The sequence below is a fragment of the Actinoplanes sp. NPDC049316 genome (genome assembly GCF_040677315.1).
Classification (GTDB): domain Bacteria; phylum Actinomycetota; class Actinomycetes; order Mycobacteriales; family Micromonosporaceae; genus Actinoplanes.
This window is the reverse complement of record NZ_JBFAQM010000017.1, coordinates 19925-40429: the sequence shown is the minus strand read 5'-3', so window position 1 is coordinate 40429 and position 20505 is coordinate 19925. Positions and strand designations below refer to the sequence as shown.

Below are 20505 nucleotides of genomic sequence, written 5' to 3'. Positions count from 1 at the left end.
ACCCACGTCCGGCGTTCGCCTCGATGTCGATGACGCCGGCCGGGACCGGCATGGGTCAGCTCCGTTGCACACCCTAGAGTGGTGGTCCAGAACCGGGGGCCGTAGCCCAAAGGCAGAGGCACATGTCTTAGGAACATGCAAGTGCGGGTTCGACTCCCGCCGGCCCCACTTCCGATACGTCCGCTCGACCTCGGCGCTTTCACCCAGTCACAGGTGGCCCGAGGGACCCCGGACGATTGGCGCGCAGCGCCCTTGCCGCCTGACCGAGCCGGCGAGGTCGAAGGGCGGATTTTCTCTCATGACAATGAACCCTTTTCAACCTGACATCGAGCCCGACGGCGCCGGGCCGTCGGCCGGCGGCGGACGCGATCGGCCTCGCCACGTTGAAAAAGGTTCAGTGATGATGCGGGATTCCGGGCAGTGCGCGCCCGAGGTCTCGCCGACAGGTCAAGGAAGCGAGTGGACTCGTCGTTCGGCCAGGTCGGGAAGGTGTCGTGCGGCCGTGGCGAAGTCGTTGTCGTCGTGCAGGATCACGAGCCCGCGGACAGCGGCGCTGGCGCAGATCAGCAGATCCACGCACGACAACGCCCGGTGTGCGCCGGAACGCATCAGGCGGTATTGGGCGGACTCGACCCATTGCCACGCCGACTTCGGTACCGGGACGTCGGGATAGAGGTCGACGAACATGGAGGTCATCTGTTCGTACTCGTCGAGGTTGCGTGCCGAGCGGCGAAACTCCGTGCGCTGCGGCTGACATGATCCGACGGCGTGATCGGAGATGACGTCGGCCCACCCGGCCCGTACGCCCGGATCGCGCAGCAGCCGCCACAGTGCCGATGAGTCGGCCAGGTAGCGGATCATGCAGCGGGTGGTGTCTTGCCGGCGTTGTGCATGTCCCGCCAAGCCTCGAAGTCCCAGTTCTGAGCCGCGGCGGCATAGTGATCGAGCGCTGCGATGCGGCGATGGCGAGCGGCGTACTCCCGGAGGGCGAGGTTTACCGTCTCTTTCTTGCTGCGCGCGCCGGAGAGCCGCATCGCCTCGGCCAACGCGTCATCATCGAGATCAATCTGGGTGACGGCCACGACAGACCCCCTGTTGAGAATGTACAAGACGCTTGTACATCGCCAACATAGCAGACGATGCACCGTCGCATCTGTCCGACAGTCGAACGCCGCCCTCCGCGTCATCCATGCCGGCCCCTGCCGGTGCCTCCCCCGCGGCCGGCGGCGCGAAAACGCCCGCCACTGCGACCCGTGTCGCCAGGACGCCGGTCGCGGCCGGCGGCGCGCCGGTGCAGCCGTGCTCGAGCAGGTCGAGCGCCTCGGTCAGGTCCACCGCCACGGCCCGACGGCTCGCGGCTCGCGGCTCGCGGCTCGCGTGAGTGTGACGCCGGTCGTGGCCGGGGGCGTGCTCGCGACGCGACGATGGGCGCATGGCGTTGACCTTCGTTCTCGATCCCCCACTGACCCTGCACCTTCGGGAGCAGATCGTCGACCTCTGGACCGAGGCCACCAATGCCGGCGGTGCGGTCGGTTTCGTCGCTCCCGTCACCCGGGACGACGTGCGGCCGGTTGCGGAGGCGGCGTTCGCCGATGTCGTGGACGGTCCGGACCGGTTGCTGATCGGCATGGACGGTGACCGTCTCGCGGCCATGCTGTTCGTCGTCGACAACCGCTTCGAGCTCAAGGCGCACTGGCGGGTGCTCAAGCGGGTGATGGTGCTTCCCGGAAGTCAGGGCCGCGGGTACGGGGCGGCGCTGATGCGGCAGGCCGCGGCGGTGGGCCGCGGCCTGGGCCTGGACGGGCTGCAGGTGACGTTGCGGGACGGGCACGGCCTGGAGGGCTTCTACGCCAAGGCGGGTTACCGGGTGATCGGCCGGGTCCCGGGCGCGCTGCGGGTGGCGCCCGGGGACGACCGGGATGAGGTGTTCATGTGGCTCGATCTGCGTTAGCAGGTCGCCTTCGGGGCCGCGGCGGCCAGCGCGAGGTCTTCCTCGGGGGTCGGTTCGACGGTTGCGACCTCGAGCGGCGGTGTGGCCGACGGCGACACCGGTGACGCCTTCTTCTTGGCATGCGACGGCGAGGGCGACGGGGATGCGGAGGGGGACGTGGGCGGGGACGCCGTGACGGTCGAGCCTCCCGCGAAGCGTACGGATGTCGCCTGCTTCTTCTGGGGTATGAGCTTGATGTTCTTGGCCGTGACGGTGTTGCCGTAGATGTCGGTCATCTTGATCTGGAACGGGCCGCCGCCGGTGCGCCGGTCGATGATCCAGAAGTTGTAGTCGGCGTGGGTGGCGGTCATCCAGCTGCCGCCCGGCCCTTTCGCCTTGACCGACTTGATGGGGTTCGCGTGGTTGTCGATGAGGACTGCCCACCAGTACTGGGACGAGCCTTCGGCGAACGTGATGCTGAACGGTCCCGGGGTCTTGGCGTTGGGGACGGCCCGGTAGGTGATGGGGACGACGCCCTGTGCCGGGTCGGCGATCTTCTTGAAGGCCGTACGGCTGAGGTCGAGCCACCCGGGGGTGCATTCGGGGCAGGAGTCGAAGACCTTGACGCGTACCTTGCCCTTGGGGCCGGTGACGTCGATGTAGCTGCCGCACGACAGGGCCGCCGAGTACTCGGTCCGGCCCAGGGCGACGTACAGGTCGTCGGCGGGGGGTTTGAAGTTGCAGTTGCCCGTCGCTCCGGCGAGGTCGTAGAAGGTGGCCTTGCCTTTGTGCTTGGCGCTGGTCGGCGGGGCGGCGCAGGCGCCGCCGCCGTTCTGCAGCAGCAGCGCTACGCCGAGGACGCCGGCCAGGAGGACGGCGCCGCCGGTGGCGAGCCAGCGGGGGCGCAGGAGGCGATGAGCTGTCACGCTGAGGCATCCTGCGCGGGTACGGCGGGCCGGGCAACTCCTCTAAGGGACGCTTAAGACTGGCTCCCCCACCCGGATGACCTGCGTCTCACCTGGGGCGACGTCCGGGACGAGCTGGATGGCGAAGCGCAGGCCGTCGCCGTACCGGCGGATCGCGCCGAGCAGGCGCAGGGGTTCGCGGCCGATCTCGCCGGTCTCCTGATCGATGGTCGTCACCACGCAGCGCCGGCAGTGCTCGGCGACCCGGAACGTCACGTCGCCGACGCGCAGACGCTTGCCGATCCAGGCGTCCTCGGCCCACGCGGTGGCGCCGGCGATGACGATGTTGGGGCGGAAGCGGGTCATCGGGACGGGTTCGTCGAGGTGGGCGTTGACGGCGTCGAGCGACGCCTCGTTGGCGAGCTGGACGGGGAAGCCGTCGGCGAACGACACCTGCCGGGTGGCGGGGTCGCCGAGCCAGGCGAGCCGGGCATCGCGGCCGAGGAGGTCGCTGAGCACGGGCTGCGCCGCGGCGGCGAGCCGGGCGGTGGCCGGCGGCTGGGAGCGGAAGACGTGCACGGTCGTCTCCGGGCTGTCCACGGGTTCGGCGACGTCGACGCCGTTGAGCACGATGCCGCCGGGCCGGGGCACGGCGTGCAGGCCGGTGAGGGCGGGTGCCTCGCGCTGGGTGATCCCCACCCCGTCGGCGTCGATCACCATCCAGCGGCGGTCGCCGGCCAGGCCCCACGGTTCGGCCACCGCCTCGTCGTGGTCGAGGCGGTGGCAACCCTTGACGGGGTACGTGTGCAGCGACGTGATCCGCATCCGCACAGGGTGGCACACGCCGCCCGCCGGTCATCCGACAGTGACGACGATCTTTCCGGTGGGGTGGCCCTGCTCGAGCTCGCGGATGGCGGCCGCCGCGTCGCCGAGGGGGTAGGTCGCGCCGAGGACCGGGGTCACGGCCCCGGATTCCAGCAGCGGGGTGAGCTCCTCCAGGCTGCGCCGGCCCTCCCGTGCGGTCACGCCGCGCACCCGGGCGGCGCCGAGCAGCGAGAGCACCGGCGCGGCCATCTGCCGCTGGAAACCGCCGAGCCAGCGCCCGCGCGCGTGACCGCCGCCGACCAGAGCGATCGTCCCGCGCTCGACGACCGTCCGCCGGAGCGTCGACAGCGGGCGGTTGCCCGCGGTGTCGATGACGACGTCGTAGCGCTCGCCGCCACCGGTGATCTCCTGGCGGGTGTAGTCGATGACGTGCCCGGCACCGAGCGAGCGCACCAGCTCGGCCTTGGACCCGCTGCACACGCCGGTGACCGCGGCGCCGGACGCCCGGGCCAGCTGGACCGCGAACGTACCGATCCCGCCGCCCGCTCCGATGATCATCACGCGGTGCCCGGCGCTCACCCCGGCGACGCGCAGGCTCTGCAGGGCGGTGACCCCGGAGACCGGCACGGCGGCCGCCTGCTCGAAGGTGAGGTTCGCCGGCTTGGGGGCCAGTCGTTGCTGCGGGGCGACCGCGTACTCGGCGAGCGAGCCGGTCTTGCACGTGCCGTACACCTCGTCGCCCGGACGCAGGCCGGTGACGCCCGCGCCGACCTCGGCCACGACCCCGGCGAGGTCGCGGCCGAGACCGGCGACCCGCGGCCGGCGCAGCCCGGTCGCCAGCCGTACGGCCAGCGGCCGGCCGGTCATGAAGATCCATACGCCGGGGTCCACCGCGGCCGCGCGCACCCGGACCAGCACGTCGTTCTCGCCGATCGGCGGCCGGTCCACCGCTCGCAGGCTCAGGCCGCCGGCCGGGCCGTAACTGTCGCGGACGATCGCTCTCATGTCTGCTCCTCGGAGGTCTCCGGGTACTGGAAGACGTCGTCGAGCGGCACCCCGAAGACCCGGGCGACCCGGAAGGCCACCTCCAGGCTCGGCGAGTACTTGCCCTGCTCGATGGCGTTGAGGGTCTGCCGGGTGACGCCGATGCGCTCGGCGAGGTCGGCCTGGGTCATCTCGTCGTGGGCGAAACGCAGCGCGCGGATGCGGTTGGTGACCCGGGTCGGCTTCACCACTGCGGCACGCCCCTGCGGTAGACCACGACCTTGGCGGTGCCGCCGAGGACGGCCGACAGCACGAAGCAGAGGTAGACGACGTTGGCGATCCAGAACCGGTCCCACTCCGCCATCGCCATGAGCATCGCGGCGAGCGCGCCGATCACGACGAACGACTGGCCGACGTGCTCGCCGAGCCGGCCGATCTCCCGGTCCCGCTCGTCGGTGGCCCGCGACGCGCCGGGCACCGAGTTCATCGCCACCTCGGCCACCACGGAGGCCACGATCGCCGCGCCGACGGTCCACACCAGAACGTCGCGGTAGGGCACCTCGGGCAACGTCCGGCCGTCCAGGCGGCCCAGGATGACGATCACGTACGCCGCATAGCCGAGCACGGCCACCACGAGCCTGATCCACGCCCGCTTTTCCTCGAACACCATCGACGCCCTCCGCATGTCTAAAAAGTTTGACACCACGAAGGTAGCAAATTCTTGACTCGATGTACAAGAAACTTGACATCCACCTCGCGCCATCCGAAGCGGTACTAGCGCTGTGAAAGTTTTTATGCATAGTCTGCTCGTGTGAATGAGGCAGCGGCCAGGCCGGTCGGGCGGGTGCTCGATCTCTTCCAGGGCGCCCGGCTGACGCCGACGCAGCGGCGCATCGCGCAGAGCCTGGTGCAGCACGGGCCGTCGGCGGCGTACCTGTCCGCGGCCGAGGTGGCCGAGCTGGCCGGGGTGAGCCAGCCGTCGGTGACCCGGTTCGCGATGGCGCTCGGGTACGCCGGCTATCCCGCCCTGCGCCGGGAGCTGCGGGCGCTGGCCGGGGTGCCGGCGGGGCAGCCCGACGGCGGCGAGAACGCGATGCAGCGGGCGCTGCGGGCCGAGACCCGGCATCTGGAGTGGATGGCCGACGAGCTCGGCGATCTGAAAGCGGTCGAGCAGGCCGCGGGGCTGCTCGCCGCCAGCCGGCCGCTGCCCGTGCTGGGGTTGCGGGCGGCCGCGCCGCTGGCCGCGTACTTCGGGTACTTCGCCGCGAAGGTGCATCCGGACGTCCGGGTGCTCGACGGCGGCGGAACGATGCTGCTGGACCGGATCGACCAGGCCCGGGCCGCCGGGGCGAGCGCCCTGCTGGCGGTCGTGCTGCCGCGGTATCCGCGGGAGACGCTCGACGCGATCCGGGAGGCGAAGGCCGCCGGGCTGGCGGTGGTGGCGCTCACCGACTCGGGGGTCAGCCCGGTCGCGGAGTCCGCCGACGTGGTGCTGAGCGCGCCGGTCGGCACCCAGCTCGTGTTCGACCTGCACACCGGCCCGATGGCGCTGGCCATGGTGGTGCTGCAGGCGATGTGTGACGCCGCGCCGGAGCAGGCGCAGCGCCGTCTGGAGGAGTTCGAGGCGACGGCCGCCCGCCGCCACATCTTCGAAGCGTGAAGGAGGACGGGATGCCGGAGACGGTACGCGCACCGCGCGGTACGGCGTACACGGCGCAGGGCTGGCCGCAGGAGGCCGCCAAGCGGATGCTGATGAACAACCTCGACCCCGATGTGGCCGAGCGCCCCGACGACCTGGTCGTGTACGGCGGCACCGGCAAGGCCGCCCGCGACTGGCCGTCGTTCCACGCGATCGTGCGGGAGCTCGACCGGCTGAAGGGCGACGAGACCCTGCTGGTGCAGTCGGGCCGCCCGGTCGGCGTGTTCCGGACGCACGAGTGGGCGCCGCGCGTGCTGATCGCCAACTCGAACCTCGTCGGCGACTGGGCGACCTGGCCGGAGTTCCGCCGCCTCGAGAAGCTCGGTCTGACCATGTACGGCCAGATGACCGCGGGCTCGTGGATCTACATCGGCACCCAGGGCATCCTGCAGGGCACGTACGAGACGTTCGCCGCGGTGGCCGCCAAGCGGTTCGGCGGCGACCTGTCCGGCACGCTGACGCTGACCGCGGGCTGCGGCGGCATGGGTGGCGCGCAGCCCCTCGCGGTGACGATGAACGGCGGCGTCTGCCTGATCGTGGACGTGGACCGGTCCCGGCTGGAGCGCCGGGTGCAGACCCGCTACCTCGACGTGATCGCCGACGACCTGGACGACGCGGTCGAGCGGGCCACCGCCGCGAAGGCCGAGCGGCGCGCGGTGTCGGTGGGGGTCGTGGGCAACGCGGCCGACGTGTTCCCGGAGCTGCTGCGTCGCGGCGTACCCATCGACATCGTGACCGACCAGACCAGCGCGCACGACCCGCTGAGCTATGTGCCGACCGGCGTGGAGGTGGCCGACGCGGCCGCCTACGCGGCCGCGAAGCCGGAGGAGTTCACCGACCGGGCGCGGCACAGCATGGCCCGGCACGTCGAGGCGATGGTCGGGTTCCTCGACGGCGGCGCGGAGGTCTTCGACTACGGCAACTCGATCCGCGGCGAGGCGCAGCTCGGCGGCTACGACCGCGCGTTCGCGTTCCCCGGCTTCGTGCCCGCCTACATCCGCCCGTTGTTCGCCGAGGGCAAGGGCCCGTTCCGCTGGGCGGCGCTCTCCGGCGACCCGGCCGACATCGCGGCCACCGACCGGGCGGTGCTGGAGCTGTTCCCGGACAACGACCCGTTGGCCCGGTGGATCCGGATGGCCGGCGAGCGGGTGGCGTTCCAGGGGCTGCCCGCGCGGATCTGCTGGCTCGGCTACGGCGAGCGGGACAAGGCCGGCGTGCGCTTCAACGACATGGTGGCGCGCGGCGAGGTGTCGGCCCCGATCGTCATCGGCCGCGACCACCTCGACTCGGGGTCGGTGGCGTCGCCGTACCGGGAGACCGAGGCCATGCTGGACGGCTCGGACGCGATCGCCGACTGGCCGCTGCTCAATGCCCTGGTCAACACGGCCAGCGGGGCGAGCTGGGTGTCGATCCACCACGGCGGCGGCGTGGGCATCGGCCGCTCGATCCACGCCGGGCAGGTCTGCGTCGCCGACGGCACGCCGCTCGCCGGTCAGAAGATCGAGCGGGTGCTCACCAACGACCCGGGCATGGGCGTCATTCGGCACGTCGACGCGGGCTACGAGTCCGCCGCGGCCGCGCACGTGCGCATCCCGATGAGGGAATCATGACCGCGGCCTTCGCGCGGCTCTGGCAGGAGATCGCGACCATCGGTCGCGAACCGGGCGGCGGTTATCTCCGGTACGCGCTGAGCGAGCCGGAACTGGTGCTGCGGGACTGGTTCCGCAACCAGGCGGCCCGGCGCGACCTGCTGGTGACCGAGGACGGCAACGGCAACCTGTTCGCCTGGTGGGGTACGCCGTGGGGCCACCGCGCGGTGGTCACCGGCTCGCACTTCGACTCGGTGCCGCACGGCGGCGGGTACGACGGCCCGCTCGGCATCGTCAGCGCGTTCCTGGCCGTCGACGCGCTCCGGGGCCGCGGTGTCGAGCCGGGCCGGCCGCTGGGCATCGCCGCGTTCGTCGAGGAGGAGGGCGGGCGGTTCGGCGTACCGTGCCTGGGCTCCCGGCTGCTGACCGGCGCCATCGACCCCGAGCGGGCCGCCGCACTGTGCGACCGGGACGGGGTGACCTTCGGCGAGGCGCTGGGCGTACGCCCGGCCGGCGCGCTGCCGGACCTCGTCGGGCGGATCTCCGCGGTGGTCGAGCTGCACATCGAGCAGGGCCGCGCGCTCGTCGAGATGGATGCCCCGGTCGGGGTGGCGAGCGCGATCTGGCCGCACGGGCGCTGGCGGATGGACTTCACCGGCTCCGGCGACCACGCCGGCACCACGCGCATGGCGGACCGGCGCGACCCGATGCTCACGTACGCGGCCACCGTGCTCGCGGCGAACGAGGAGGCGCGGCAGGCCGGGGCGCACGCCACCGTGGCCCGCGTCGAGGTGACCCCCAACGCCACGAACGCGATCCCGTCGCTGGTCCGCGGCTGGCTCGACGCGCGCGCCGCGGACACCGGCACACTGGACCGGCTCGTCGAGGCCGTGGTGAAGCGGGCGACCGAGCGCGCCGGACAGGACGGCACCGAGCTGGTCGTGGAGCCGGAGTCGGTCTCCCCGGAGGTCACCTTCGACTCCGGTCTCGCCGCGCGGCTGGCCACGATCCTCGGCGGCGCCCCGATCCTGCCGACCGGGGCGGGACACGACGCGGGGGTGCTGTCGGCGCACGTACCGACCGCGATGCTGTTCGTCCGCAACCCGACGGGCATCTCGCACTCCCCCGCCGAGCACGCCCCCGACGAGGACTGCGCCGCCGGCGTAGCGGCGCTCGCGACCGTGCTCGAGGCGTTGCTGTGAGGTACTTCGCCGAGCACGCGTGGGTGGGCGGCCGCGTCGAACGCGACGTCGCCGTGGAGGTGGACGACGGCCGGTTCACCGCGGTGGCCCCCGGTGCGGCGCCCGGCGGCACCCCGCTGCCGGGGCTGGTGCTGCCCGGCCTCGCCAACGCGCACTCGCATGCCTTCCACCGGGCGCTGCGCGGGCGTACGCATGGCGACCGCGGCAGTTTCTGGACATGGCGCGAGCGCATGTACGAGGTCGCCGCCCGCCTCGACCCGGACAGCTACTACGCGCTGGCCCGGGCCGTGTACGGCGAGATGGCCCTGGCCGGCATCACGTGCGTCGGCGAGTTCCACTACCTGCACCACAACCCGGACGGCACCCCGTACGCGGACCCGAACGCGATGGGTCACGCACTCATGGCGGCAGCCCGGGACGCGGGCATCCGCATCACCCTGCTCGACACGCTCTACCTGACGTCCGGTGTGGACGGTCGGCCGCTCGAGGGCGTGCAGCGCCGCTTCGGCGACGGCGACCTGGACGGGTGGGTGTCCCGGGTCGCGACGCTGTCCTCCGCTGAGCATGGGATCCACGGCGCCGCACTGCACTCGGTCCGGGCCGTGCCCACGCCCTTTTTCACCCATTTAGCCGGACATATACCCCTGCACCTGCACCTATCCGAGCAACGTGCGGAAAATGAGGCGTGCCAGGCCGTGCACGGTTGCACCCCGACGGAACTGCTGCACCGCCACGGCATCCTCGGTCCCGGCACCACCGCGGTCCACGGCACCCATCTGACCGACGGCGACATCAAGCTGCTCGGCGGAACCGGGACGGGCGTCTGCCTGTGCCCGACCACCGAGCGGGACCTCGCCGACGGGATCGGTCCCGCGCGGCGGCTCGCGGACGCGGGCGTGCCGCTGAGCCTGGGCAGCGACAGCCACGCCGTCATCGACCTGTTCGAGGAGGCCCGCGGCGTCGAGCTGGACGAGCGCCTCGCCACCGAACGCCGCGGCCACTTCACGGCCGGCGAACTGCTCACGGCCGCGACCGCGCACGCGTCGCTCGGCTGGGACGACGCCGGCGAGATCGCGGTGGGCAAGCGTGCGGACCTCGTCGCGGTCCGCCTCGATTCGGTACGCACGGCCGGCGTGGACCCGTCCGGCACGGTGTTCGCGGCCACGAACGCCGACGTCACGCACGTGATCTGCGACGGCCGCGTCATCGTCGACGGCGGGCGGCACACGGCTTTCGACGTACCGGCCGCGCTGCGCGAGGCGATCCGATGAGCCTGCTCGTCACCGGCATCGGTGAGCTCGTCACCAACGACCCCGCAACGGGCACAGTGCACGACGCGGCGATCGTCGTGGACGGCGAGCGGATCGCCTGGATCGGCCCGGCCACGCAGGCCCCCGCCGCCGACGAACGCCTCGACGTGCGGGGACGCGCTGTCGTACCGGGCTTTGTGGACAGTCACGCGCATCCCGTCTTCGCCGGCGACCGGGCCGCCGAGTTCGCCGCGCGGATGGCCGGGGAGCCGTACACCGGCGGCGGCATCCGGACCACGGTCGCCGCGACCCGCGCCGCCACCGACGACGACCTGCGGTCGGCCGTGCGGCGGCTGCTCACCGAGATGCGCCGGCAGGGCACGACGACGGTCGAGATGAAGAGCGGGTACGGGCTCACGGTCCCCGACGAGGTCCGGAGCCTGCGCCTCGCGGGCGAGGTCACGGCCGAGACGACGTACCTCGGCGCGCACGTCGTCCCCGCCGAGTACGCCGACCGCCCCGACGACTACGTGACCCTGGTCAGCGGCGACATGCTCGACGCGGCCGCCCCGTACGCGCGGTGGATCGACGTGTTCTGCGAGCGCGGCGCGTTCGACGGCGACCAGGCGCGCGCCATCCTGACCGCGGGCGCCAAGGCGGGCCTGGGGCTGCGGATCCACGCGAACCAGCTCACCGAAGGGCCCGGCGTACGCCTCGCCGTGGATCTGGGTGCGGCCAGCGCCGACCACTGCACCCACCTCAGCGACGCCGACGTGGACGCGCTCGCCGGCTCGGGCACCGTGGCGACGCTGCTGCCGGGCGCCGAGTTCTCCACGCGGTCGCCGTACCCGGACGCCCGCCGGCTGCTCGACGCCGGCGCCACCGTCGCCCTGGCGACCGACTGCAACCCCGGGTCCTCGTACACGTCGTCCATGCCGTTCTGCATCGCCCTCGCCGTCCGGGAGATGCGGATGACGCCGGCCGAGGCGCTGTGGGCGGCGACCGCGGGCGGCGCCCGCGCGCTGCGCCGCGACGACATCGGCGTGCTGCGCCCCGGCGCCCGCGCCGACCTGGTGGTGCTCGACGCCCCCTCCCACCTGCACCTGGCCTACCGGCCCGGAGTCCCGCTCATCAGCACAGTTCTGCACGACGGAGTGCCGCTATGAACGTCATCGTCCAGCCCACCGGCATCACCCCCGCCGACGTCGTCGCCGTCGCCCGGCACGGCGCGAAGGTCGAGATCTCCGAGGAAGCCGTCGCGGCCATGGGACGCAGCCGGGCCATCGTCGACGGCATCGAGGCCTCCGGCCGGCCCGTGTACGGCGTCAGCACCGGCTTCGGCGCGCTCGCGAACACCTCCATCGCCCCGCAGCGCCGCGCCGAGCTGCAGCACGCGTTGATCCGCTCGCACGCGGCCGGGGTCGGCGCGCCGATGCCCCGCGAGGTCGTGCGGGCCATGATGCTGCTGCGGGTCCGCTCGCTGGCGCTGGGGCTGTCCGGCGTACGGCCGAAGCTCGCGCAGGGCCTCGTCGACCTGCTCAACCACGACATCACGCCGTGGGTGCCCGAGCACGGCTCGCTGGGCGCCTCCGGCGACCTGGCCCCGCTCGCCCACTGCGCGCTGGTGCTGCTCGGCGAGGGCTGGGTGCTCGGCAAGGACGGCGCCCGCGTCGACGCCGCCCAGGCGCTGCACGCCGCGCACCTCGAACCGCTGGACCTGGTCGCCAAGGAGGGCCTCGCCCTGATCAACGGCACCGACGGCATGCTCGGCATGCTGCTGCTGGCGATCGAGGACGCCGGGCACCTGTTCGCGATGGCGGACGTGACGGCGGCGCTGGCCATAGAGGCGATGCTCGGCTCGGAACGGCCGTTCCTGCCCGAGCTGCACAGCATCCGCCCGCACCCGGGCCAGGCGTCCTCGGCCGCGAACATCCACAAGCTGCTGCAGGACTCGGCGATCATGGACTCGCACCGCGACGACCTCGCGCACGCGGTGCAGGACGCGTACTCGATGCGCTGCGCGCCGCAGGTCGCCGGGGCGGCCCGCGACACCCTCGAGTTCGCCCGCACGACCGCCGCGCGGGAACTGCGCTCGGTGGTCGACAACCCGGTCGTGCTCACCGACGGTCGTGTCGAGTCGACCGGCAACTTCCACGGCGCGCCGCTCGGCTTCGCCGCCGACTTCCTCGCGATCGCCGCCGCCGAGGTCGGCGCCATCGCGGAACGCCGCGTCGACCGGCTCCTCGACGTGGCCCGCAACCGCGAGCTCCCCCCGTTCCTCTCCCCCGACGCCGGCGTCAACTCGGGCCTGATGATCGCCCAGTACACGGCGGCGGGCATCGTCGCGGAGAACCGCCGGCTGGCCAACCCCGCGTCGGTCGACTCGCTACCGACCAGCGGCATGCAGGAGGACCACGTCTCCATGGGCTGGGCGGCGGCGAAGAAGCTGCGGACGGTCCTGGACAACCTGACGAGCCTGCTCGCGGTCGAACTGCTGTCGGCCGTACGCGGCATCCAGCTGCGCGCGCCGCTGAGCCCGTCCCCGGCGGGCCGGGCCGCGGTGGCCGCGGTGGAGGGCTTCGCCGGGGAGCCCGGGCCGGACCGGTTCCTGGCTCCGGTGCTGGAACAGGGGCGTGCGGTGATCGCGGACCGGGCGCTGCGGACGGAGATCGAGGCGGCTGTCGGCCCGCTGCTCTAGCGCTTCTGGGTCCGCACCACGAGGACGCGGGGGTTGCCGTCGACGTCGGTGAAGGCGCGCGCCAGATACACCCAGGACGGGTCGACCGCGACGGCGTCGGCGTGCCCGGCGACCGTCGAGAGCGAGCCGTCCGGCTTCACCCGGAGCACCTCGGTGTCACCGCGGCGCTGCTCCTTGGACCGCTCGAGCAGCTCGCGCTGGGTGTCGCTGACGTCGCCGGTCCACTCGAACGTCTCCGGCAGGTAGTCGCGCTCCGTGCGCGAGCTGGTCAGGTACAGGTCGCCGGCGGTGTCCACGACGAGGCTGGCGTTGCTCAACCCGGCCCGGATCGTGCCGGTGCCGGAGAGGTTCACCCGGGCCCGGCGCGCCGGACCGCGGTCGGCGAACGGCTCGTCCGGCTCCTCGACGTCCTCGTCGATGCCCCCGCCGGTGTTGCCGATGACCTCGCGAGCCGTACCGTCCGGCTTCACGGCCACGACACTGCGACGACCGGGCGCCGCGTACAGGGTGCCGTCCGGTGCGACCCCGAGCGGGTCGTTCAGCCCGTTTTCCACGGCGACCTGGCGGGCCGGCGTACCGTCCGGGAAGCCGGTGCTGGTCCGCGCCGAGCGCCACTGCCGTTCGGTGAGCCCGGCCAGGTCCCGCCCCAGCACGGTCTTCAACTTCCCGTTCTCGACCGTACGCACGAGCTGATGCGTCGCCGGCTCGATCCGCTCCTCGGCGAAGTACACGCGCCCGTCGGCGGAGAACGCGACACCGTGCAGATACCGCACGTACGCCCCGGCAACCGCCGCGCCGTCCGGAGCAGCCTTCCGATCCCCCCGGTACGTGTCCCGATCGATACCGATCTTGAGGGCGGTGGAGCCGTCCGGCTTGATCTGCCACACCCCGCCGTTGCCGTTCCAGAGGGCCACGTACACGTCCCCGCCGGGCCCGACGGTCGCCTGGCTGATGTGGTCCGCCTTGATCGAGGGAACGGCGACCCGGGTGAGCCGCGTGTCCTTGACGGTCCACACGGTCAGCGCGGTCTTCTCCTCGGTCAGCACCCGGAGGACGCCGTCACCGCCCATGACCATGTCGACGAGCCGCCCGTCGATGAACGCGTCGGCGGCGCCACCGCCGTCGTTCTCCCCGGCGCCGGCGACGACCTCGACCTCCTGGGCCGGCAGGCCGCCCGGGTCACAACCGCCCGCGGCGGCCAGCATGCCGGTAGCAGCGACGACAGCAACCATCCCCCGTGTTCTCACGGGGGAAATCGTAGAGGCAGGCGGCCAGTCCGACAGCCCGCTCACCTCCCCCGCCTCGGCCTCGCACGCGCCTCCGCCGGGGCGACTCGGACGAAAACGTCACCAGGTCGCTCTCGCCCCGGCAGGATCGAAACAGCACCGGAGCGAGGGGGGACGACATGGACGGCTGGGTGATGCTGCTCCTGGTGGCATTCGGTCTCTGGGTGCAGTACGCCATCATCAAAGCCGCCGTCTACCGCGCCCTGACCGACTTCCTGCGCGAGGCCGCCCGGTCCACGGGCATGCGTGAGGGCTACGACGTCCCCCGCCTCATCGACCAGCTCGCCGTCCACCTGACCGGGCTCACCCGCCCACCGCCGGACAAGTGAGGTGCTCCGATCCGCTAGCGGGGCAGTTCCTTGGCGATCACCTTCGCCAGCTCCCGGAACGCCTTCCCCCGGTGGCTGATCGCGTCCTTCTCCTCCGGGCTCAGCTCCGCGTTGGTCCGGTCCTGGTCGTCGCCGAGGAAGATCGGGTCGTACCCGAAGCCGCCCGTGCCGCGGCGGGCGCGCAGGATGCGCCCGGTCTGGCGGCCCTCGACGAGGTGTTCCCGGCCGTTGGGCAGGACCAGCGCCGCCGCACACACGAACGCGCCGCCGCGGTGCTCGTCCGCCACGTCACCGATCTGGTCCAGGACGAGGTCCAGGTTCGCCTGGTCGTTGCCGTGCCGGCCGGACCAGCGAGCGCTGAAGACGCCGGGCATGCCGTTGAGGGCGTCCACGGCGAGGCCGGAGTCGTCGGCGACCGTGGGCAGACCGGTGCGCGACGCCCCCTCCCGGGCCTTGATGAGCGCGTTCTCGCCGAAGGTCAGGCCGGTCTCCGGAACGTCCGGATAGCCGGGGAAGTCGTCGAGGCCGACGAGCTCGGTCCTGCCCACGCCCAGCGCGAGGTCGAGGATGCGCTGCAGCTCGAGGAGCTTCTTCTTGTTGGCCGTGGCCAGCAGCAGGCGGGCGGTCACGACGCGAGGGCCTTCTGCTGGGCGGCGGCGAGCTCCGCACAGCCCAGGACACCGAGGTCGAGCAGGGCGTCGAGCTGGTCGCGGCGGAACACGTTGGCCTCGCCGGTGCCCTGAACCTCGACGAAGTCGCCGTCGCCGGTGCACACCACGTTCATGTCGACCTCGGCCGCGACGTCCTCCTCGTACATGAGGTCGAGCCGGGCCTCCCCGGCGATGATGCCGACGCTGACCGCCTGGATCGAGCGGTGCAGCACCGACGCCGGCTTGCCCGACAGCGACTTGCGGTCGGCGAGCCAGGTGACCGCGTCGTGGAGGGCCACGTAGGCCCCCGTGATCGCCGCGGTGCGGGTGCCGCCGTCGGCCTGCAGGACGTCGCAGTCCAGCACGATCGAGTTCTCGCCGAGCGCCTTGAGGTCGATGCACGCGCGCAGGCTGCGCCCGATCAGGCGGGAGATCTCCTGGGTGCGGCCGCCGACCTTGCCCTTGACGCTCTCCCGGTCGCCGCGGGTGTTCGTGGCGCGCGGCAGCATCGCGTATTCGGCGGTGACCCAGCCCAGGCCGGAGCCCTTGCGCCAGCGCGGAACGCCCTCGGTGACGCTGGCCGTGCACAGGACGCGGGTGTTGCCGAACTCGACCAGCACCGAACCCTCCGGGTGGATGCTCCACCGGCGGGTGAGGGTCACAGGACGGAGTTGATCCGGCTCTCGGCCGTCGGGGCGTGCCATGGCCAAGAGCCTAGGCGGACGGTGACGACTTCGCGCCGCCGGGTGCCGGGCCTGTGGACAACGGCTGGGGCCGCGACGGCCGGGGCGCCGCTCTGTGGACAACGCCCACCTGGTCGCGTGGCCAGAGCGCCGCTCTGTGGACAACGCCCCCACCTGGCCGCGCGGCCGGGGCCGCCGGCGCGACAGCCCGGTCCGGCTTCTGTGGACAACCCCGTTTCGATCATGGACGGGCTGCCATGCTTCGACCCGCGAGGAAGGAGGTCAGAGATGATCCGACGAAGCGGCGGCCCAGACCGTGGAGGTCGCCACCGAGGCCGGCACCGCCGGGCGCAGGGCCCGCGCGCTCTGCCGAGCCATGACGGTCGGCGGTCGCAGCGCCGTCTGCGCTCCGTGCGCCCGCAGGAACCCCTCGACGGCCTGCGGCCAGCCGAACAGTTCGGCCCGGGCCCGTGCGGCGGCTCGGCGAGCATGCTCCGGACGCTCCATGAGGACGCGTACGCCCTCCGCGAAGGCCTCCGGAGTCCCGGGCACGGCCACCCCCGCCTCGCCGACGACCTCGGGGAGCGCGCTGGCGGCGTTGACGACCACCGGCGTACCGCAGGCGAGAGCCTCCAGGGCGGCCAGGCCGAACGTCTCCACCGGGCCGGGCGCGACGGCGACGTCCGCGGTGGCGAGCAGCGCGGCGACGGCGTCACGGTCGGTGATGTGACCGGCGAAGCGCACCGGCAGCCGCGCCGAGCGGTAGGCGAGGGCGGCCCGGCGGGCGCCGTCGCCGGCCATGACCAGCACGGCGGGAGCCTTCGCGGCCCGCAGCGCGGCGATCGTGTCGACGGCCAGCTCCGGCCGCTTGTCCGCGGACAGCCGGCTGCAGTAGACGACGAGCAGCTCGTCCGGGCGGGCGTACTGCTCGCGCAGCCCCGGATCCCGGCGGCTGGGGTGGAACTGGCGCAGGTTGACCCCGAGCGGGATCTCCACGAGGTTGGGCACGCCGAGGCGGCGGAACTCGGCCGCGGCGAAGGCGGTGGTGCAGACGATCTGGTCGAAGGTCTCCGCCGTGCGCCGGTTCAGCCGGTCGGCGAGCGAGTCCCGGTGCGGCATGCCCCAGACGCCGAGCAGGCCGGCCAGGCTCTCGTGGGACACCATCATCGACCCGACGCCGCGCTCGCGCGCCCAGCGGCCCGTCCAGCGCAACGTGGACCGGTCGGAGACCTCGATGCGGTCGGGGGCGAGATCGTCCAGCAGCCGGGTCAGCTCGCGGCGGCCGGCGAGCACGCGGTAACCGCCCGTACGCGGCAGGTGGTGACCCGGCAGCGTGATCACGCGGCCCTGCTCGGTCATCTCGTCGGAGCGCTCCCGGCCCGGCACGATGAGGATGGGCTCGTGACCTGCCCTCAGATAGCCCTCACCGAGGTGGCGCAGCGCGGTACGCAGGCCGCCGGAGCGAGGTGAGACGAAGTTCGCCAGTCGGACGATGCGCAGTCCACGCCCGCCCACTGATCGACCGGTCATGCCGAGTCTGCTGGGCATGCCCTCCTGGCCCTCACCGGCACGGCCATTGCCCGCCGACGGAAAGCGCAGTTCGGTGCAGTCGGTCATACCGAGTCTGCTGGGCATGCCCTCCTGGCCCTCACCGGCACGGCCGTTGCCCGCCGACGGAAAGCGCAGTTCGGTGCAATCGGTCATGCAGGGCCTTCCAAGGTCACAATCGATTCCGATGGTGCGCTCGTGCCGTCCCCTCGGCAAGCTCAGAGATCGTAGCGGGCACCCGGGCGAACCACCTCCACCGGACCCGCGTACGCGGCGCAGGCGGCCTCCACAGTAGAGGCTTCCGAGCCCCAGGCGGGAACCAGATGGGTCAGCAGCAGGCGGCCGACGTCGGCCTTGGTGGCCGCCTCGCCCGCCTCGCGACCGGTGAGGTGCAGGTCGGGCGGGTTGGCCACGCCGTCGAGGTAGCTGGCCTCGCACAGGAACAGGTCGGCGTCCTGCGCCAGGCGCAGCAGCGGTTCGCAGGGCGCGGTGTCCGACGAGTACGCCAGGACACGGCCGTCGTGCTCCACGCGGACGCCGTACGTCTCGATCGGATGGTTGACCCGGTCGGCGGTGACCGTGAACGGGCCGATGGGAAACGTGCCCGGCTGCAGGCCGTAGAACGTGTAGACGTCGTCGACCGGCTCGTTCTCCGCGCTGTACGCGGCGGAGATGCGCTCGGCGGCGCCCATGGGCGCGTAGACGGGCAGCGGCGGCATCGGGCCGCCGGGGGCGTAACGGCGGACCACCACGTACGTGCAGGCGTCGAGCATGTGGTCGCAGTGGAGGTGAGTGAGGAGGATCGCGTCGACGGCGTCGATGCCCGCGTACCGCTGGAGGGCGGACAGGGAGCCGGAGCCGAAGTCGATCAGCAGCCGGAAGCCGTCGGCCTCCACGAGGTAGGCGGAACAGGCCGACTCGGGGCCGGGGAAACTGCCGGCACAGCCGAGAACGGTCAGTCGCATGCGGGTCCCTCTGGTTCACGCTCGGTCGTCCACGTCCCCACCGCCCGCCCCTCGGCTGGGAATGCAGACCAGTCAATCACGCTGCGCAGCCTACGCCGGGACCAGCGCGTCACGTAAACGTCTGATCGATTTGTCGCTAAATCGACAACGTATGTCACACCGGCCGTGAGCTGGGTCATTTTCGGTCGCGTTACGCCTTGTGAGTCGCTCCCGTTGCACACGGTGAAGGGACGACACCGGGCAAATCGGAGGAGCGAAAGTGACGACGACCGAGGTTCAGAAACAGGTACGCACACGCGAGGTGACGGCCCCGGAAGTCGTGCCGTTCGGCTGGGAACCCACGGGCCCCGCGGGCACGGAACCCGCCGGGGAAGAGGTCCTGTTCCGCTTCCCTGCGGCCGACGACCCCGCCCCCGGCGCCCGCCGCCTGCTCGGCATGTCGATCTACGCGGCGGTCCTGGGCCTGGCCGGGGTCGGCATCGGCGTCCGCGGGCTGGTGTCCCAGATCGGCGGCGGCGTGCCCGGCTGGTACACGTGGGTGCTCGCGTTCCTCGGCATGGTGAGCGTGGCACTGTCGGTGGGGGCGTTCCTGTCCATCCACCGGCGGGTCCTGCCGTGGCTCCTGCTGCTGGCCGCGGCCGTGCCGCTGACCGCGGACATCATGCTCGCGGTCGCCTACTGACGGTCCGCCGTCGCCGACGCAGATGACCCGCCAACGCGGGTGGCGGGACGCAGGTGGCCCGCCGACGCAGATGACCCGCCAACGCGGGTGACGGGACGCAGGTGGCCCGCCGACGCAGATGACCCGCCAACGCGGGTGACGGGACGCAGGTGGCCCGCCGACGCAGATGACCCGCCAACGCGGGCAAGGCGCCGGGGGTCCGGGCGGCTCCGGCCGCCCGGAATCCCGGTCAGGCCCAGAGCTGTCCCTCGAGCGCGTCCTCGGCGTCCGCGAGGGTGCCGCCGTACGCGCCGGTCGAGAGGTATTTCCAGCCGCCGTCGCAGACCACGAAGGCCACGTCCGCGCGCCGGCCTGCCTTGACCGCCTCGTGGGCCACCGCGAGAGCCGCGTGCAGGATCGCTCCGGTCGAGAAGCCCGCGAAGATGCCTTCCACCTCGACGAGCTGACGGGTACGCAGGACCGCGTCGCGGGTGCCCACCGAGAAGCGGCGGTTCAGGACCGTCGCGTCGTACAGTTCGGGGACGTAGCCCTCGTCGATGTTGCGGAGGCCGTACACCAGTTCGCCATAGCGGGGTTCCGCCGCGACGATCTGGATGCCTTCCACCTTCTCGCGCAGGTAACGGCCCGTACCCATGAGCGTGCCCGTGGTCCCGAGGCCCGCCACGAAGTGGGTGATCGTGGGCAGGTCGTGCAGGAGCTCCGGGCCTGTCGTCTCGTAGTGGGCGCGGGCGTTGGCGGGGTTGCCGTACTGGAAGAGCATGACCCAGTCGGGGTGCTCCGACGCGATCTGCTTCGCCACCGCGACGGCCTGGTTGGAGCCGCCCGCCGCCGGCGAGAAGATGATCTCGGCGCCGTACATGCGCAGCAGCTGGACGCGTTCCGCGGAGACGTTCTCCGGCATCACGCAGACCAGCCGGTAGCCGCGCAGCTTCGCGACCATCGCCAGGGAGATGCCGGTGTTGCCGCTGGTCGGCTCCAGGATCGTGTCGCCGGGACGGAGGCGGCCGGACTCCTCCGCCTCGCGCACCATGAACAGCGCCGGGCGGTCCTTGATGCTGCCCGTCGGGTTGCGGTCCTCGAGCTTGGCCCAGAGCCGCACCGGCGGCGCCCCCTCGGGCACCGTCGGTGACAGCCGGGGCAGACCGACGAGCGGCGTGCCTCCGCAGGCGTCCAGAAGGCTCTCGTAGCGAGCCATCAGATTACTCGCCTTCGGTGGAGCCAGTGACAGCGCCCGAGTGGCCGAGCGCGACCGGCGCGGCGAAGCCGGACACGGCCGGCGC

The 20505-nt window shown here is 72.4% G+C and carries 22 protein-coding genes and 1 tRNA gene; 10 read left to right on the top strand and 13 right to left on the bottom strand.

The window, feature by feature from the left end; translation table 11 throughout:
- The first annotated feature begins 95 nt into the window (after window positions 1-95).
- Window positions 96-168, top strand: a tRNA-Leu gene (locus AB0K03_RS24290).
- A 279-nt stretch (window positions 169-447) separates the two neighbouring features.
- Here the strand turns inward: AB0K03_RS24290 and AB0K03_RS24285 are convergent.
- Together AB0K03_RS24285 and AB0K03_RS24280 are read right to left on the bottom strand one after the other, a co-directional pair.
- Window positions 448-861 carry a PIN domain-containing protein gene (locus AB0K03_RS24285; RefSeq protein ID WP_364688509.1) on the bottom strand — a complete coding sequence of 138 codons (414 nt, stop codon included), beginning with the start codon at window positions 859-861 and terminating at the stop codon, window positions 448-450.
- Window positions 858-1082, bottom strand: a complete 225-nt coding sequence (locus AB0K03_RS24280) for a type II toxin-antitoxin system VapB family antitoxin (protein WP_364688507.1) — start codon at window positions 1080-1082, stop codon at window positions 858-860. Before AB0K03_RS24280 ends, AB0K03_RS24285 begins: the two co-directional genes overlap by 4 nt.
- A gap of 350 nt (window positions 1083-1432) precedes the next feature.
- Here AB0K03_RS24280 and AB0K03_RS24275 point away from each other — a divergent pair, with 350 nt between their 5' ends.
- The gene (locus tag AB0K03_RS24275) at window positions 1433-1951 is read left to right on the top strand and encodes a GNAT family N-acetyltransferase (protein WP_364688505.1); all 519 of its coding nucleotides are present in this window, start codon (window positions 1433-1435) and stop codon (window positions 1949-1951) included.
- Here AB0K03_RS24275 and AB0K03_RS24270 read toward each other — a convergent pair.
- Genes AB0K03_RS24270 through AB0K03_RS24250 form a run of 5 tightly spaced genes read right to left on the bottom strand, consistent with a single transcriptional unit; the run spans window position 1948 to window position 5314 of the window.
- Window positions 1948-2856 carry an expansin EXLX1 family cellulose-binding protein gene (locus tag AB0K03_RS24270; protein WP_364688503.1) on the bottom strand — a complete coding sequence of 303 codons (909 nt, stop codon included), beginning with the start codon at window positions 2854-2856 and terminating at the stop codon, window positions 1948-1950. The genes AB0K03_RS24275 and AB0K03_RS24270 overlap by 4 nt on opposite strands.
- Before the next feature lie 42 nt (window positions 2857-2898).
- Window positions 2899-3660 carry an MOSC domain-containing protein gene (locus AB0K03_RS24265; RefSeq protein ID WP_364688501.1) on the bottom strand — a complete coding sequence of 254 codons (762 nt, stop codon included), beginning with the start codon at window positions 3658-3660 and terminating at the stop codon, window positions 2899-2901.
- A gap of 30 nt (window positions 3661-3690) precedes the next feature.
- Window positions 3691-4665, bottom strand: a complete 975-nt coding sequence (locus AB0K03_RS24260; protein WP_364688499.1) for an NAD(P)-dependent alcohol dehydrogenase — start codon at window positions 4663-4665, stop codon at window positions 3691-3693.
- Window positions 4662-4895: a helix-turn-helix transcriptional regulator gene (locus AB0K03_RS24255; RefSeq protein ID WP_364688497.1), complete on the bottom strand. Its 234-nt coding sequence runs from the start codon at window positions 4893-4895 to the stop codon at window positions 4662-4664. Before AB0K03_RS24255 ends, AB0K03_RS24260 begins: the two co-directional genes overlap by 4 nt.
- On the bottom strand, window positions 4889-5314 hold the full coding sequence (locus tag AB0K03_RS24250) for a hypothetical protein (protein WP_364688495.1): 426 nt from the start codon (window positions 5312-5314) through the stop codon (window positions 4889-4891). Before AB0K03_RS24250 ends, AB0K03_RS24255 begins: the two co-directional genes overlap by 7 nt.
- 141 nt (window positions 5315-5455) lie before the next feature.
- Between AB0K03_RS24250 and AB0K03_RS24245 the strand changes: the two genes are divergently transcribed.
- The 6 genes from AB0K03_RS24245 to hutH are packed head-to-tail and all read left to right on the top strand — an operon-like array spanning window position 5456 to window position 13082.
- The gene (locus AB0K03_RS24245; RefSeq protein WP_364688493.1) at window positions 5456-6304 is read left to right on the top strand and encodes a MurR/RpiR family transcriptional regulator; all 849 of its coding nucleotides are present in this window, start codon (window positions 5456-5458) and stop codon (window positions 6302-6304) included.
- Between the two features lie 11 nt (window positions 6305-6315).
- Window positions 6316-7953 (top strand): urocanate hydratase, encoded by a 1638-nt coding sequence (gene hutU, locus AB0K03_RS24240; RefSeq protein ID WP_364688492.1) that lies wholly within the window; start codon window positions 6316-6318, stop codon window positions 7951-7953.
- Window positions 7950-9134, top strand: a complete 1185-nt coding sequence (locus AB0K03_RS24235) for an allantoate amidohydrolase (protein ID WP_364688490.1) — start codon at window positions 7950-7952, stop codon at window positions 9132-9134. The genes hutU and AB0K03_RS24235 overlap by 4 nt, the downstream gene beginning before the upstream one ends.
- On the top strand, window positions 9131-10405 hold the full coding sequence (locus AB0K03_RS24230) for a formimidoylglutamate deiminase (RefSeq protein ID WP_364688488.1): 1275 nt from the start codon (window positions 9131-9133) through the stop codon (window positions 10403-10405). The genes AB0K03_RS24235 and AB0K03_RS24230 overlap by 4 nt, the downstream gene beginning before the upstream one ends.
- The gene (hutI, locus tag AB0K03_RS24225; RefSeq protein WP_364688486.1) at window positions 10402-11550 is read left to right on the top strand and encodes an imidazolonepropionase; all 1149 of its coding nucleotides are present in this window, start codon (window positions 10402-10404) and stop codon (window positions 11548-11550) included. Before AB0K03_RS24230 ends, hutI begins: the two co-directional genes overlap by 4 nt.
- Entirely contained in the window at window positions 11547-13082 is a 1536-nt protein-coding gene (gene hutH / locus AB0K03_RS24220) for a histidine ammonia-lyase (RefSeq protein WP_364688484.1), read from the top strand. Before hutI ends, hutH begins: the two co-directional genes overlap by 4 nt.
- Here hutH and AB0K03_RS24215 read toward each other — a convergent pair.
- Entirely contained in the window at window positions 13079-14329 is a 1251-nt protein-coding gene (locus tag AB0K03_RS24215) for a hypothetical protein (RefSeq protein ID WP_364688482.1), read from the bottom strand. The two genes, hutH and AB0K03_RS24215, sit on opposite strands and share 4 nt — an antisense overlap.
- A gap of 158 nt (window positions 14330-14487) precedes the next feature.
- Between AB0K03_RS24215 and AB0K03_RS24210 the strand changes: the two genes are divergently transcribed.
- Complete coding sequence (locus AB0K03_RS24210; protein WP_364688480.1) at window positions 14488-14697, top strand: hypothetical protein; 210 nt, start codon at window positions 14488-14490, stop codon at window positions 14695-14697.
- A 14-nt stretch (window positions 14698-14711) separates the two neighbouring features.
- Here AB0K03_RS24210 and rdgB read toward each other — a convergent pair whose 3' ends face one another.
- The 4 genes from rdgB to AB0K03_RS24190 all read right to left on the bottom strand — a co-directional run bounded on the left by rdgB (window position 14712) and on the right by AB0K03_RS24190 (window position 18543).
- Window positions 14712-15326, bottom strand: a complete 615-nt coding sequence (rdgB, locus tag AB0K03_RS24205) for an RdgB/HAM1 family non-canonical purine NTP pyrophosphatase (protein ID WP_364688478.1) — start codon at window positions 15324-15326, stop codon at window positions 14712-14714.
- Window positions 15323-16051 (bottom strand): ribonuclease PH, encoded by a 729-nt coding sequence (gene rph, locus AB0K03_RS24200; protein WP_364688476.1) that lies wholly within the window; start codon window positions 16049-16051, stop codon window positions 15323-15325. Before rph ends, rdgB begins: the two co-directional genes overlap by 4 nt.
- 261 nt (window positions 16052-16312) lie before the next feature.
- Entirely contained in the window at window positions 16313-17530 is a 1218-nt protein-coding gene (locus AB0K03_RS24195; RefSeq protein WP_364688820.1) for a glycosyltransferase, read from the bottom strand.
- Window positions 17531-17796: 266 nt separating this feature from the next.
- Window positions 17797-18543, bottom strand: coding sequence for an MBL fold metallo-hydrolase (locus AB0K03_RS24190; RefSeq protein WP_364688474.1), 747 nt, complete (start codon window positions 18541-18543; stop codon window positions 17797-17799).
- A 259-nt stretch (window positions 18544-18802) separates the two neighbouring features.
- Between AB0K03_RS24190 and AB0K03_RS24185 the strand changes: the two genes are divergently transcribed.
- Window positions 18803-19225 carry a hypothetical protein gene (locus AB0K03_RS24185; RefSeq protein ID WP_364688472.1) on the top strand — a complete coding sequence of 141 codons (423 nt, stop codon included), beginning with the start codon at window positions 18803-18805 and terminating at the stop codon, window positions 19223-19225.
- Between the two features lie 229 nt (window positions 19226-19454).
- Here the strand turns inward: AB0K03_RS24185 and AB0K03_RS24180 are convergent, their stop codons facing one another.
- Window positions 19455-20420, bottom strand: a complete 966-nt coding sequence (locus AB0K03_RS24180; protein ID WP_364688470.1) for a cysteine synthase — start codon at window positions 20418-20420, stop codon at window positions 19455-19457.
- Window positions 20421-20505: the final 85 nt, after the last annotated feature.

Excerpts from the sequence above, each read along its gene's own strand:
- AB0K03_RS24285 (WP_364688509.1), bottom strand. The coding sequence starts at position 861 with ATGATCCGCTACCTGGCCGACTCATCGGCACTGTGGCGGCTGCTGCGC.
- AB0K03_RS24275 (WP_364688505.1), top strand. The coding sequence starts at position 1,433 with ATGGCGTTGACCTTCGTTCTCGATCCCCCACTGACCCTGCACCTTCGG.
- AB0K03_RS24265 (WP_364688501.1), bottom strand. The coding sequence starts at position 3,660 with ATGCGGATCACGTCGCTGCACACGTACCCCGTCAAGGGTTGCCACCGC.
- AB0K03_RS24260 (WP_364688499.1), bottom strand. The coding sequence starts at position 4,665 with ATGAGAGCGATCGTCCGCGACAGTTACGGCCCGGCCGGCGGCCTGAGC.
- AB0K03_RS24250 (WP_364688495.1), bottom strand. The coding sequence starts at position 5,314 with ATGGTGTTCGAGGAAAAGCGGGCGTGGATCAGGCTCGTGGTGGCCGTG.
- hutU (WP_364688492.1), top strand. The coding sequence starts at position 6,316 with ATGCCGGAGACGGTACGCGCACCGCGCGGTACGGCGTACACGGCGCAG.
- AB0K03_RS24235 (WP_364688490.1), top strand. The coding sequence starts at position 7,950 with ATGACCGCGGCCTTCGCGCGGCTCTGGCAGGAGATCGCGACCATCGGT.
- hutI (WP_364688486.1), top strand. The coding sequence starts at position 10,402 with ATGAGCCTGCTCGTCACCGGCATCGGTGAGCTCGTCACCAACGACCCC.
- hutH (WP_364688484.1), top strand. The coding sequence starts at position 11,547 with ATGAACGTCATCGTCCAGCCCACCGGCATCACCCCCGCCGACGTCGTC.
- AB0K03_RS24210 (WP_364688480.1), top strand. The coding sequence starts at position 14,488 with ATGGACGGCTGGGTGATGCTGCTCCTGGTGGCATTCGGTCTCTGGGTG.
- rph (WP_364688476.1), bottom strand. The coding sequence starts at position 16,051 with ATGGCACGCCCCGACGGCCGAGAGCCGGATCAACTCCGTCCTGTGACC.
- AB0K03_RS24190 (WP_364688474.1), bottom strand. The coding sequence starts at position 18,543 with ATGCGACTGACCGTTCTCGGCTGTGCCGGCAGTTTCCCCGGCCCCGAG.
- AB0K03_RS24180 (WP_364688470.1), bottom strand. The coding sequence starts at position 20,420 with ATGGCTCGCTACGAGAGCCTTCTGGACGCCTGCGGAGGCACGCCGCTC.